At 67.3% G+C, this 13,445-nt stretch carries 8 protein-coding genes and 2 pseudogenes; 4 read left to right on the top strand and 6 right to left on the bottom strand.

Annotated features, from left to right (window positions below; translation table 11 throughout):
• A partial coding sequence (locus GJ632_RS12105) for an alpha/beta fold hydrolase (RefSeq protein WP_197427981.1) occupies positions 1-185 on the top strand: 185 nt, incomplete at its 5' end.
• Between the two features lie 3 nt (positions 186-188).
• On the opposite strand, the gene GJ632_RS12100 is transcribed toward GJ632_RS12105, so the two are convergent.
• Both GJ632_RS12100 and GJ632_RS12095 read right to left on the bottom strand, forming a co-directional pair.
• Positions 189-1,283 carry a DNA topoisomerase IV subunit A gene (locus tag GJ632_RS12100; protein WP_191453048.1) on the bottom strand — a complete coding sequence of 365 codons (1,095 nt, stop codon included), beginning with the start codon at positions 1,281-1,283 and terminating at the stop codon, positions 189-191.
• Between the two features lie 12 nt (positions 1,284-1,295).
• Positions 1,296-3,698, bottom strand: a complete 2,403-nt coding sequence (locus tag GJ632_RS12095) for a DNA topoisomerase VI subunit B (RefSeq protein ID WP_191453047.1) — start codon at positions 3,696-3,698, stop codon at positions 1,296-1,298.
• 250 nt (positions 3,699-3,948) lie between these two features.
• On the opposite strand from GJ632_RS12095, the pseudogene gyrB reads away from it, so the two are divergent.
• Together gyrB and gyrA are read left to right on the top strand one after the other, a co-directional pair.
• A pseudogene (gene gyrB, locus GJ632_RS12090) lies at positions 3,949-5,863 on the top strand (DNA topoisomerase (ATP-hydrolyzing) subunit B).
• Entirely contained in the window at positions 5,864-8,437 is a 2,574-nt protein-coding gene (gene gyrA / locus GJ632_RS12085; RefSeq protein ID WP_191453046.1) for a DNA gyrase subunit A, read from the top strand.
• 99 nt (positions 8,438-8,536) lie between these two features.
• On the opposite strand, the pseudogene rocF reads toward gyrA, so the two are convergent.
• The 3 genes and pseudogenes from rocF to GJ632_RS22125 form a co-directional block, all read right to left on the bottom strand.
• Positions 8,537-9,444: pseudogene (gene rocF, locus GJ632_RS12080) on the bottom strand (arginase).
• A 151-nt stretch (positions 9,445-9,595) separates the two neighbouring features.
• Positions 9,596-10,570, bottom strand: a complete 975-nt coding sequence (locus GJ632_RS12075) for a DUF389 domain-containing protein (protein ID WP_197427980.1) — start codon at positions 10,568-10,570, stop codon at positions 9,596-9,598.
• 66 nt (positions 10,571-10,636) lie between these two features.
• Positions 10,637-10,963, bottom strand: coding sequence for a hypothetical protein (locus GJ632_RS22125; RefSeq protein ID WP_197427979.1), 327 nt, complete (start codon positions 10,961-10,963; stop codon positions 10,637-10,639).
• 182 nt (positions 10,964-11,145) lie between these two features.
• Here GJ632_RS22125 and GJ632_RS12070 point away from each other — a divergent pair, with 182 nt between their 5' ends.
• Positions 11,146-12,567, top strand: coding sequence for a TIGR00341 family protein (locus tag GJ632_RS12070; protein ID WP_191453045.1), 1,422 nt, complete (start codon positions 11,146-11,148; stop codon positions 12,565-12,567).
• On the opposite strand, the gene GJ632_RS12065 is transcribed toward GJ632_RS12070, so the two are convergent.
• Positions 12,558-13,445 (bottom strand): NAD(P)-dependent oxidoreductase (locus GJ632_RS12065; RefSeq protein ID WP_191453044.1); only part of this gene is annotated, 888 nt, incomplete at its 5' end. The two genes, GJ632_RS12070 and GJ632_RS12065, sit on opposite strands and share 10 nt — an antisense overlap.

The following is a 13,445-nucleotide window of genomic DNA, read 5'->3' as shown; positions in this document are numbered from 1 at the left end:
CGACGCTGGTCGTCGGGGGCGACGAGGACCGCCTGTTCCCGCCGGCCCTGTTGCGCGAGACGAAGGCGATGCTCCCGGACGCGACGCTCGCGGTGCTGTCGAACACGGGGCACGCCGCCGTCTCCGAACGGCCGAAGACGGTCAACCGACTGCTCTCGCGGTTCCTCCGCGGCGAGTCGCTCTGAGCCTCAGATGACGCCCATCGCGTCCAGTCGCTCGGGCAGGTAGGTCTCCGTCACGAAGTCGAGGCCCCGGGAAGCGAGCGCCTGCTGTTCGGCCTTCTTGTCGATGTCGAGTTGGAGTTCTATCTGCTCCTCCCAGTAGTCGGTCATGAACCGCGGGTCCTCGAGTTCGGATTCGAGGGCGTTCACGTCGGAGTCCGACAGGGGGTCGGTCGGCAGGTCGTACTCGACGATGTCCTCCGGTTGGATGCCGACGAACTTCGCCTGCGGCGTGGCGAGGTACTCCGAGAGGTGCGCGGACTTGATGGAACCGTACGCGACGGAGCCGTAGATGCGGTACGACCACGGGTCGCCGTCTGTGAAGACCACGACGGGCAGGTCGAGTTCGTCGTGGAGGCGCTTCGTGATGCGGCGCGTCGCCCGCGCGGGTTGCCCCTTCAGGTGGACGACGAGACAGCCGTACTCCTCGTCGAAGCCGTTCTCGATGAGACGGTCGCGCATCCCACCGGTCTCCACGCAGAGGACGAAGTCGATGTCGTGGTCGAGGAACTCAATGGTGTCGGGGTTGTTCGGAATCTGGTAGCCGCCCTCGCCGACGTCCTCCTGACAGTGTATCTCGCGCTCGCCGCGACGGGTCTGCTCGCGGATTTCCAGCGGCCCCATCAGGGTCGCACCCGACTCCTCCGGGCGCATGTGGAAGTCCTCGCGGGTGACCTGCGAGACGATTTCGAGGTCCTCGATGAGCTGGTTCGACTCGTCTTGGTCGTTGAACTGCGCCTCTTCGGTGTTCCAGGACTCCGAGAGGTAGTACAACTCACGGAGGGTCGAGGAACGGTCCTCCTCCAACTGGTTGACGAGGAACTCGATGGCGTACGTCGCCTTCAGCAGTTTGCGCGCGCCGCGGACGCTGTTGGCCGACCGGGTGGACTTCCGGTCGCCGTACACCCACACCTTCGACTCCTCGTCGAAGACGATGTTGCTCTTCGTCCGCGTCGGGATGTCCATGTGCGGGATGTCGCCGTCGGCGAACTGGTCGTAGAACTCCGCGGCGAGGTCGATGAGTCGTTCCTGCGCGAGTTCGTCGTTCTGTTTCGTGCTCATTGTTGGTCGGGTTCAGGTGTTGACTGTCAGTTTCTCCGCCTCGACGCCGTCGACGTTGATGTCGAACGACGCCTCCGAGGACACGGTGTAGGTGAGTTCCGCAGTGTCGCCCGCCGACACCGACGGGTTCCACTTGACGAACCACTCGCCGTCCAAGTCCACGACGGTGGCGTCGTCGGGCACGTCCGTCGGTTCGGCGCTGACGATGTCGGTGATGTCGGGTGTCTCCGAGCGGTCGGAGTGGTTCTCGACGACGAGGGTGACGGTGTCGCCCTCGACGTGGCGTTCGACGCTCACGTTGTTCATGATGCGCGCGAGTGCGCCGTCGATGTTCGGCCGTTCGCGGTGGGTCACCTCCGCGAGTTTGTCGGCCATCTCGGGCAGGATGCGCCCGAGGACGTCCTGTTTCTTCCGGCGCTTCTGCATCGACCGGCGCTTGTTCAGGTACGACTTCAGTTCGCGCGCCGCCTCGCGGATGGCGAGTTCTATCTCGTCCTCTATCTCGGGGATGTTCGCGAGGGCGTCCTTCGACTCGGAGGTGAACGGCACGTTCGTGGACGCGACGTGGACCATGATGACCGCCGGCCCACTCGGCATGCCGGAGCCGCCGGGTTGGTCCAGCCCGTAGTTGCGCCAGCCGATTCGCTTGACCACGTCCGTCGTCGCGCACGCCCCGCGCTGGTAGACGAGGGGGACGCGGTTGGCGAAACGGAGCAGGTCGACCGACCCCTCGGACGCCAACTCGCCGCCGTAGGCGATGCCCGCCTCGACGATGAACGGGTCGCCGCCGTGGACTTCCGCGTCGCGCGTCGCCGCGGCGTAGAAGTCGGCGTCGTACTCCTTCCGGAGGCCGGCCTCGACCAACTCGGCGCTGATGGGCGACAGGCAGTTCGTCGGCGGCGCGAGGATGTCCGCCTCGCGCATCCCCTCCAGCAGTTCGGAGGCGGTGTCTCTGTCGTCGGCGACTTCCCGCACCTTCGGCACGTCGTCGGGGACGGTGCGCATGACCGCCCAGAGCGACTTGCAGACGTTCTCGCGGGCCGTGTCGCCGAACGACACGTCGTCGGAGACCAGCAGGTCCGCCGACCGGTCCACGTACTCGCGGACCTGCTTCTTCGTCGCGCGGTGGACGGGCGAGGCGTCGAACTTCTCGGCGACCCGTTCGGCGAGTCCGTGGACCGTCTCGTCGTCCTTCCGCGTGCTCGTCGCCTCGTCGACGAGGGCGTACAGGTCCGACGTGCGGTCCGTCGTCAGCGTCGCCCACGCCGCCTCGACGGCGTTCTCGCGGACGGTGTCGCCGAACGTGACCCCGAACTCGTCTTCGATGTCGTCGGCGACGGTGTCGACGATGTCCGCGACTTCGAAGTGCGTCGTCCGTTCGCGGTTCCTGAGGGTGTCGCCGACGCGCCCCGCGAACGTGTCCGTCGCCTCGGCACCCTTGTTGGCGACGGCGTCGGCGATGGCGGCGTCCACGTCGGTGTCGTCGTCCTCGGGGACGCCCCACCCCATCTCGCGGCCGAAGTGTCTGTCGCGGAAGTTGTTCAGAATCTTGTCGGCCGTCTTCGCGCCGACGCGGGTGAACTCCTCCTGCAGGAAGCCCGAGACGGAGTACGACTCGGTGCGCGAGAGCATCTTGATGAGCGTCCCGAGTTCGACGCCGTGCGGGTGCGGTCGAATCTCCTCCGTCTCCGCGGGGAGGTCCGCCCCCTCGACGCGTTCGTAGCGGAGGGGTTCCTCCAACCCCGGTTCGTCGAGGACCAGTCGGGCGTGCGGGTTGACGACGGCGGTGTGCTTGACGTAGTCGTGGAGTTGCTGGCGGGCGCGCATGTTCGCCTCCATCTCCACCTCGATGCGCGTGCCGTGCGTCGGGGAGAGGTCGGACTCGCCCGGTTCGAGTTCGCGTTCGACCTGAATCTCCGGTTCGTTCGTGTCCGTGTCGATGATGAGTTCGAAGTACTGCGCCGCACTGTCGCCCTGCGTCCGCGAGGTGACTTTCGCGGGCTTGCCCGACGTGAGTTGCGAGTAGAGAACCGCCGCGGAGATACCGATACCCTGCTGTCCGCGCGACTGTTCGCGCGCGTGGAACCGGGAGCCGTACAGCAGTTTCCCGAACACCTTCGGAATCTGCTCTTTGGTGATGCCCGGCCCGTTGTCCTCGACGACGAGCGTGTAGTAGTCGCCGGACTCGCGAATCTCGATGGAGATGTCGGGTTTGATTCCCGCCTCCTCGGTTGCGTCGAGGGCGTTGTCCACCGCCTCCTTCACGGCGGTGACCAAGCCTCGCGCCCCCGAGTCGAACCCGAGCATGTGCTTGTTCTTCTCGAAGAACTCGGCGATGGAAATCGCGCGTTGGCTCTCGGCCAACTCCTCTGCGATTCCCGCGTCCTCGCCGAGCGTCGACTGGAACGAGGTCATTCTGTGGGGGAAGGTTCTGGACGGGCGCTTAAGTACTGTTCGGGAGTGAGGTGAAAGTGAAATCCGGCGCGACGAGCGCCGAAAGAACTACGTTGGTGAACGAGAGCATGTCACACGAATCGGGTGACGCGGTGGCGACGTGGGCGCGTGCGCACACACCGCACCGCGTTCTCACCACTTTAGTAAGTTCTCACGCGGGCGCGCGTGCGAGGGTTTAAGGGGGGAGATGGCTAAGCCGGAACCAGATAGTATGTCACGCGAAAGTGAGTACGGGGCCGGGCAGATTCAGGTCCTCGAGGGCCTCGAAGCCGTCCAAAAGCGCCCGGCGATGTACATCGGCTCCACCGACTCACGGGGGTTACATCACCTCGTCTACGAAGTCGTGGACAACTCCATCGACGAAGCTCTCGCAGGCTACTGCGACGAGATTCGAGTGGTGGTCCACGAAGACGGTTCTGTCTCCGTCTCGGACAACGGCCGGGGGATTCCGGTCGACACACACGAACAGTACGACCGACCCGCCGTCGAGGTCATCATGACCGTCCTCCACGCCGGCGGCAAGTTCGACAACAAGTCGTACCAGGTGTCCGGCGGCCTCCACGGCGTCGGCGTGAGCGTCGTCAACGCCCTCTCGGAGTGGTTGGAGGTCGAGATAAAGCGCGACGGCGCCCTCTGGACGCACCGCTTCGACCACGGCGAACCCGTCGAGGGCGCGTTCGAACGCGTCCGCGACCTCGAACCCGACGAGGGGACGGGGACGACGATTCGCTTCCGTCCGGACGACGAGATATTCGAGACGCTGGCGTTCGAGTTCTCCACGCTGGAGAACCGCCTGCGCGAACTCGCGTTCCTCAACTCCGGCGTCGAGATCGGGTTGGAGGACGAGACCACGGACGAGACGAACGCCTTCTACTACGAGGGCGGCATCCGCGCGTTCGTCCGCTACCTCAACGAGACGAAGTCCACGCTCCACGACGACGTCGTCTACTACGACGACGAGGACCAGAACATCGAGGTCGAAGTCGCCATGCAGGCCACCGAGGAACTGCAGGGCTCCATCCACGCCTTCGCCAACAACATCAACACGCGCGAGGGCGGGACGCACCTCACCGGGTTCAAGACGGCGCTCACCCGCGTGGTCAACGACTACGCGCGGAACAACGACCTGCTGGACGACCTCGACTCCCTGAAGGGCGAGGACATCCGCGAGGGCCTCACCGCCGTCATCTCCATCAAACACCCCGACCCGCAGTTCGAGGGGCAGACGAAGACCAAGTTGGGCAACAGCGAGGTCCGCGGCATCGTCGAGTCCGTGACCCACGAACGTCTCGGGACGTACTTCGAGGAGAACCCCGGGACGGCGCAGGCCGTCGTCATGAAAGCCGTCGAGGCGGCGAAGGCCCGCCGGGCGGCCAAGAAGGCCGAGGAACTCACGCGTCGGAAGTCGGCGCTGGAGTCCACCGCCCTGCCGGGCAAACTCGCCGACTGTCAGAGCAAAGACCCCTCCGAGTCCGAACTGTTCATCGTGGAGGGCGACTCCGCGGGTGGTTCCGCCAAACAGGGCCGGGACCGGCACTTCCAGGCCATCCTCCCCCTGAAGGGGAAGATTCTGAACGTCGAGAAACACCGGTTGGACCGCATCCTCGAGAACAACGAGGTCCGTGCGCTCATCACCGCCATCGGCGCGGGCATCGGCGAGGAGTTCGACATCGACGACGTGCGCTACGAACGCATCATCATGATGACGGACGCCGACGTCGACGGCGCGCACATCCGGACGCTGCTGTTGACGCTTCTGTACCGGCACATGCGGCCGCTCATCGAGGCGGGCTACGTCTACGCGGCCCAGCCCCCCCCTGTACCGCGTCCGTTACCGCGGCGAGACGTACGACGCGATGACCGAGGCCGAGCGCGACCGAATCGTCGAGGAGAAGTGCGACGGCAACCCGACGCAGGTCCAGCGGTTCAAGGGTCTCGGCGAGATGAACCCCGAGCAGTTGTGGGACACGACGATGAACCCCGAGAACCGGGTCCTGAAGCGCATCACGCTCGACGACGCCGCCGCCGCCGACCGGATGTTCAACATCCTGATGGGCGACGCCGTCGAACCGCGGAAACAGTTCATCAAAGAGCACGCCACGGAAGCGGAGTGGGTGGACATATAGATGAGTTCTGACGCACCTGACGAGTTCCGACCGGACGCGGGCATCGCCGCGGAGGTCAAGACCGCACGTATCGAACAGGAGATGGAGCAGTCGTACATCGACTACGCGATGTCGGTCATCGCGGGGCGCGCGCTCCCCGACGTGCGCGACGGCCTGAAACCCGTCCACCGCCGCATCCTCTACGCGATGGACCAGGCGGGCGTCACCCCCCGGTCCTCGCACCGGAAGTCCTCGTCCATCGTGGGCGAGACGATGGGTGACTACCACCCGCACGGCGACAGCGCCATCTACGACGCCCTCGCGCGCATGGCGCAGGACTTCTCGATGCGGTACCCCCTCGTGGACGGCCAGGGGAACTTCGGCTCCATCGACGGCGACCCGCCGGCGGCGATGCGGTACACGGAGGCCCGCATGTCGCCAATCGCCGAGGAACTCCTCGCCGACATCGACAAGGACACCGTCGACTTCCAGTCGAACTACGACGACCGCAAACAGGAACCGGTCGTCCTCCCCGCGTCGTTCCCGAACCTGCTCGTCAACGGCTCTTCGGGCATCGCCGTCGGGATGTCCACGAACATCCCGCCGCACAATCTCGGCGAGGTCATCGACGCGACGACCCACCTCATCGAGAACCCCGACTGCACGGTCGAGGACCTGATGGAGTTCGTGCAGGGGCCGGACTTCCCGACGGGCGCGAACATCGTCGGCCGGAACGCCGTCCACAAGGCGTACAAGACCGGCCGCGGCCGTATCCGCGTCCGCGCCGAGTTCGAGGTCGACGACCAGGGCGACAACATCGTCATCAGCGAACTCCCCTACCAGGAGAACAAGGCGCGCCTCATCGAGCGAATCGCCGACGACGTGAACGAGGGGAAGATAGAGGGCATCCGCGACCTGCGCGACGAGTCCGACCGCGACGGTATCCGCGTCGTCGTCGAACTCAAGCGCGGCGCGAACCCCGACGTGGTGAAGAACCAGTTGCTCGAACACCACCTCGAATCCACGTTCGGCGTCATCAACCTCGCCCTCGTCGACGGGCAACCGCGGGTGCTCACCCTGAAGGAGACGCTCACGGAGTACCTGAAGCACCGGCGCGAGGTCGTCCGCCGTCGCTCCGAGTACGAACTCTCCGAGGCCGAGGACCGCGCGCACATCCTCGAAGGCCGCCTGAAGGCCCTCGACAACATCGACGACGTGGTCGAGACCATCCGCAACTCCGAGAGTCGCGACGACGCGAAGGCCGCACTCCGCGGGGAGACGACCGTCGAAGTCGACGGCGAACCGCTCCCGACGTTCGACTTCTCGGAGGAGCAGGCCAACCACATCGTCGCCATGCAACTCGGCTCGCTCACCTCGATGGAGGCAGCCGAGATAGAAGAGGAGTACGAGGACGTCCAGGCGACGATAGAGCGCCTGAACGAGATTCTGAGCGACACGTCCGAACTCGACGCGGTCATCGAGTCCGAGTTGGAGGAGATAAAGGAGGAGTACGCCGACGAACGGCGCACCTCGTTCATCGAGGACACCGGGACGGTGACCCACGAGGACCTCATCGCCGAGGAGGACGTCGTCGTCGTCGTCACCGAGGACGACTACATCAAGCGGATGTCGCTGGACTCCTTCCGCGCCCAACACCGCGGCGGCAAGGGCATCATCGGCACCGACCTGAAGGAGGGTGACCGGGTGTCGTCCGTCTTCGTCGCGAGCACGCACGACTACCTGCTCTACTTCACGAACCACGGGCAGGTGTACAAGCTGAAGACGTACCAGATTCCGGAGATGTCCCGGACCGCCCGCGGGAAGTCCGCCGTGAACCTGCTGGAACTGGACGACGGCGAGGAGATAACCGCCGTCGTCAACACCGCCGACATCGACGAGGAGACGGACAAGTACCTCACGATGGCGACGCGGAACGGCTACGTCAAGCGCACCAGCGTCGAGAAGTTCCAGAACATCCTCTCGACGGGCATCATCGCCACGAAACTCGACGAGGACGACGAACTCGCCGACGTGGAGGTGACCGACGGCGACCACGATCTGATACTCGCCTCGAAGGAGGGGATGTCCATCCGGTTCGACGAGGACGACGTGCGCGCGATGGGTCGGTCCGCCCGCGGCGTCCGCGGGATGAAACTGGAGGGCGACGACGAACTGGTCGGCCTCGCCGCCGTGAGCGAGGACCTGCACAACTGGGTGCTCACGGTCACGCAGAACGGGTACGGGAAGCGGACCGACATCGAGCGCTACCGCCGCCAGTCCCGCAACGGGAAGGGTCTCATCGACATCAAGACGAACGACAGGAACGGCCCCGTCTGCGCGATGGAGACGGTGGGCTACGGCGACCACCTGTTCGTCATGAGCGAGTCGGGACAGATTCTCCGCACGCCCGTCGAGGACATCTCGACGGTCGGTCGCAACACGATGGGCGTCATCGTGATGGAGATGGACCCGGGCGACCACGTGGCGAGCGTGGACGTCCACCAGGTCGGGTCCGACGAGGTGGACGCCGAGGCAGCGGAATCCGCAGAGGACGAGGCCGCCGACGCGGCCGACACCGCCGACGCGGACGAGTAGGCTCCGGTCGACGGACTGCGGCGCTCTTTTCGCGCGTCGACCGACCGAAACGTCGAGTAACCGCCGGCGACATTCACCGGAAACCCGGTGTGTTCGGCGTTACAGGATGCGCTTGCCGAGCCCACTGGCCGCGAGTTCGGTCGCGAGGGCGGCCGTCTCGTTGTGGTCGTCGAGGATGGGGTTCACCTCGACCACTTCCATCGACCGGAGGGCGTCCGTCGCGGCGACCCGTTCGAGCGCGAAGTGCGCCTCGCGGTAGGTGACGCCGCCGCGGACGGGCGTTCCGACGCCGGGCGCCTCGCGGGGGTCGAGCCAGTCGAGGTCGAGGCTGACGTGGATGCCGTCGGGGGCCGCACAGGCCACGTCGAGAGCGTCGTCGACGACGGCGTCGATGCCGCGTTCGTCGATGTCGGACATGGTGTAGGCGGTGACGTCGCTGTCGTTGATGGCGTCGCGTTCGGTCGGGTCGAGGTCCCGGAGGCCGACGATGGCGACGTGTTCCTCGCGCAGGCCGTCGGCGTTCGCCCACGGCGTGTCGGCGAAGTCGCCGACGCCGAGGAGGGCCGCCAGCGGCATGCCGTGGACGTTGCCGGAGGGCGACGTGCTCGGCGTGTTGAAGTCGCCGTGCGCGTCGAACCAGACGAGGCCGATGTCCGCGTCGCGCGCGGACCCCGTCACCGACCCGATGGCGACGGAGTGGTCGCCGCCGAGGACGAGGGGAGTCTCGCCGGCGTCGAGTGCGTCGGTCACGCGGTCGGACAGGGCGGTGACGACTTCGCGCGTCTCCCGGAGGAACTTCGCGTCGCCCTCGATGGGGCCTCGGCCTCGGGGTCTCTGACCTCCGCGCGGGGGGCGGCCACGTCGCCGTCGTCCGAGACGGAGACGCCCGCGGCCGCCAGTTCGTCCGCGAGTCCGCCGTACCGGATGGCGGAGGGGCCCATGTCCACGCCGCGTCGGTTCGCGCCGTAGTCGGTCGGTGCGCCGATGATTCGGACGGGTCGCGTCATGGTCGCACCTGCGAGGACCGCCCGGGTAGTGGTTGCGGTTCAGCGCCCGAGCGCGGCCCCTCCGAACGGACCGGCGACGCCGAACGCGCCGAAGCCACCCGACGGTTCGATGTCGGCGGGACCGACAGCACCGACCGGCGGGTCGGTCACCTCATCGCGGACGAGTCCGGTCGCGCGGTCGTACAGCGCCGAGAGCCAGCGGACGAGGCGGGGGGGACTCGGTGCCACCGGGTTCGGCGACGGCGCGCTGGTAGTCGAGCGTGTGGACCTCGACGGTGACCGCCTGCCCGGTGCGCTGTCGCAGTCGCTCTCGCACGTCGGCGGCGAGGTCCGGGTGGACGGCGTCCGCGTCGCTGGCGACGGTGACGGTGACGCTCTCGGGCGAGCGGAACAGCCCCGGGTCGTCGTACTGGGTGGCGACGCCGACGAGTTCGAGGCTCCGGTACTCCTCCTCGGAGAGCGTCGTCTGTACCCCGGCGTTCACCTCCTGTTCGAAGGTGACGTGGGCGTAGGTGGCGGCGGCAGTCGCCGCCGCGACGGCGACGAACGCGGCCACGACGAGCGCGTACGCACCGGTTCGGAGGCTCGGTCCCAGGTCGCGCCACGTGTCGGCGACGACGGAGGAGCGGTAGCCGAGGGCGACCAGCGCGACGTACGCGGCGATGTTGATGAACACGATGTTCATCAGGAGGAGGACGACGGCGCCGAGGACGAGGACGGGCTGGAACCAGACGGTGCCGATGGCCGCCGCCGCGACGGAGGGGACGATGGCGGCGGCGACGGCGACGCCGGCGATGGAGACGGGGAGGTCGGTCGCCAGCGCCAGCGCACCCGCGGCCCCCGCGGCGACGGCGACGGCGAGTGCGAGCAACGACGGCGTGACGAAGAAGCCGACCTGCTGGACGCGCGCGACGGCGAGCGTGGCCGGGACGAACAGCGACTCGCGGACGGCATAGGTGACGACGACGGCGCTGAGGTAGGCGGCGACGAGGCCGAGACCCTGCGAGACGACGCTGCGGACCAGCATCCCCCGGTCGTCGATGACCGCGCCGACGGAGGCCGACAGCGACGACCCGGCGAACGGCGCGATGACCATCGCGCCGACGACGACGATGGCGGAGTTCAACAGCAGTCCGGCGGTCGCCAGCGTCGCCGACAGAGCGGCGAGCGAGGTAGGTCGCCCGGCCGGGCGTCAGGTCCTCGGCTCGCTCCCGTATCTCGGGGTGGGAGATGCCGCGGTTGCCCTGCGGCCCCTCGACGAACTGGTCGTCGAGGTGTTCGTTGACGGTCTGCGAGGCGCGGCGTCGACGACGACAGTGTAGGCGTCGTCGTCAAGACCGCTGTCGCGGAGGTGGGCGAGGACGGCGTCGACGGCGCCATCGGCGACGGGGAGTTCGAGGAACGCGCTGTCGACGCGTTCGTCGTCCGGGAGGAGAGCGTACTCGGCCTCCAACTCGTCGAGGGCGGCGACGACCGAGTCCCGGTCGGCGTCGGCGAGACGGGCGCGGATGAGTCGCACAGAAGAGAGACGCGTGCGCGACCGTTGAGCGTTCTGGCCGAACCGGGCGTTCGCGGCGGAGACGCCCGGACGGCCGGAGGCCCGGAACGGTCGGAGACGCGACGGCCCGGTCGCTGCGGCGAGTCGCAGCGGACGACATCGCCCAGCACCCTCAAGACGACGACCCCCCGTTCGTGAACTCGATGCGGTTGATTAAGCTCCTCGTCGCCGAGGAGTCCCGGTCGACGGTTCTCGACGTGCTGGAGTCGGAGAACATCGACTTCGTCGTCACGAAGGACGCGTCCGAGCGCGGAGACGACGTACTCGTGGAGTTCCCCCTGCCGACGCAGGCCGTCGAGTACGTCATGACCGAACTCCGCGAGGCGGGCGTGGACGACCGCGAGTACACGGTCATCGCCAGCGCGGAGACGGCGAAGACGCGCAACTACCACGAACTCGAAGACCGGTTCGTCGCCGGCGTCGAGGAGGACGACGCCGTCGCCCGCGAGGAGATTCGGGCGAAGGCGCTCGACATGCACCGGAACAAGCTGACGTACTACTCGATGACGCTGTTCAGCGCGCTGGTCGCCGCCGCCGGACTCCTGATGGACTCCCCCGCCGTCGTCGTCGGCGCGATGGTCATCGCCCCGCAGGTCGGCTCCGCGCTCATCGCGGGCGTCGGCATCTCGCTGAACGACCGGCGCATGATTCGCATGGGCTTCACGCAGCAACTGTTCGGCTTCGCCGCGGCCATCGCCGGCGCGTTCGTCCTCGGACTCGTCCTCCAGTCCGGCCAGATAGTGACCGCCGTCCTCGACGTCTCGACCATCGGGCAGATAACCAAACGCATCTCGCCGGGGTTGCTCTCGGTGCTGGTCGCCCTCTGTGCGGGCGCGGCGGGCGCGTTCGGACTGGCGACGGCCCTGCCCGTCTCGCTGGTCGGCGTCATGATAGCGGCGGCGCTCATCCCCGCCGCCGCGGCCGTCGGCATCGGGATGGCGTGGGGCCTGCCGAGCGTCGCCCTCGGCGCGATTCTCCTGCTGGTCGTGAACGCCGTCGCGGTCAACGTCTCGGCGTTCCTCGTCCTCTGGTACCTCGGCTACCGGCCCGAGGCGTGGGCCCCGGAGGAACGGGCGGCGACGGACGGCGCCGAAGCGACGACGACGGCAGATGGGAGAGACGACGGCGGCGACGGGTTCGGCGCGTACGTCCCCGCGGCAATCGCCCTCGCGTCCCTCCTCGTCGTCTTCGTCGGCGCGGGCGGGTTGCTCGCCGGACAGGTCGCGTTCGACAACGCCGTCAACACCGCCGTCGAGGACGCGATGGAACAGGAGGAGTACGCGGAACTCGAACTCGCGTCCGTGCGGACGGAGGTGGGCATGATTCGGTTCCTCGACCGGACGCCGGAGGTGAGCGTCGTGGTCAGACGGCCCGCCGACGTGCCGTACCCAGACCTCGCGGAGTCGGTCAGACAGCAGGTCCAACAGGAGACGGACCGCGAGGTTCACGTCTCCGTCGAGTTCGTGGAGGGACAGACCGCGGGCGACCAACGGACGCGCGTCCGTCGGCCGTCGACCCTACCGGACGCCGCGTCGCGGCCGCGAGTCGCGCCGGCTCACTTGTAGGGGTCGCAGACGCGGGAGACGCCCTCCTCGAACGAGATCTGCGGCTCCCAACCGGTCGCCTCGCGAATCTTCGTCGCGTCGGCCTTCGTGTCGTGGACGTACACGTCGAGGGGGTTCTCGACGTACGTCGGTTCCACGTCGGTCCCCAGTTCCTCGTTTATCATCTCGACCATCGTGTTGAAGTCGTACGACTCCCCCGTGCCGAGGTTGTAGATGCCCTGGAGTTCGTGGTCGCCGGCGAGTTCGATGCCGCGGACGATGTCGTCCACGTGCGTGAAGTCGCGCGTCTGCGACCCGTCGCCGAACAGTTCCGGCCGTTCGCCGTTCGCTATCTGGTGGGCGAACTGCGCGACGGTGTTGGCGTACTCGCCCTTGTGTTCCTCCGCGCCGCCGTAGCCCTGATACACCGAGAAGAAGCGCAGGCCGGCCAGCGTCATGTCGTAGTGGTGGTGGAAGTACTCCCCGTACTGTTCGCGGGCGAGTTTCGACGCCTCGTAGCACGTCCGCGCCTCGACCGGCAGGTCCTCCGGCGAGGGGTCGGTCCGAGAGCCGTAGATGGAGGAGGTGGAGGCGTAGACGACGGTGTCACAGCCGTCTTCGCGGGCCTGTTCGACGGCGTTGACGAACCCCTCGACGTTCACCCGCGTCGCCTCGCGCTTGTTCTCCTCCGCCATCGTGTACGAGGAGTACGCCGCGAGGTGGAACAGCACGTCGACGCCCTGCGTCGGCAAGTCGTCCTCCAAGACGCTGGCGTCGACGAACTCGACGGCCTCCGAGAGGTTCTCGGGCGTCCCCAGATGCAGGTCGTCCACGGCCACCACGTCGTTCTCCGCGGCGAGGTGGTTCGCGAGGTTCGAACCGATGAATCCGGCACCCCC

It is taken from the genome of Halogeometricum sp. CBA1124 (genome assembly GCF_009741955.1).
GTDB lineage: Archaea > Halobacteriota > Halobacteria > Halobacteriales > Haloferacaceae > Halogeometricum > Halogeometricum rufum.
This window is presented reverse-complemented; position numbering and strand designations above follow the sequence as displayed.

Coding starts and splice junctions, on each gene's coding strand:
- GJ632_RS12100 (WP_191453048.1), bottom strand. CDS start 1,283: ATGAGCACGAAACAGAACGACGAACTCGCGCAGGAACGACTCATCGAC.
- GJ632_RS12095 (WP_191453047.1), bottom strand. CDS start 3,698: ATGACCTCGTTCCAGTCGACGCTCGGCGAGGACGCGGGAATCGCAGAG.
- gyrA (WP_191453046.1), top strand. CDS start 5,864: ATGAGTTCTGACGCACCTGACGAGTTCCGACCGGACGCGGGCATCGCC.
- GJ632_RS12070 (WP_191453045.1), top strand. CDS start 11,146: ATGCGGTTGATTAAGCTCCTCGTCGCCGAGGAGTCCCGGTCGACGGTT.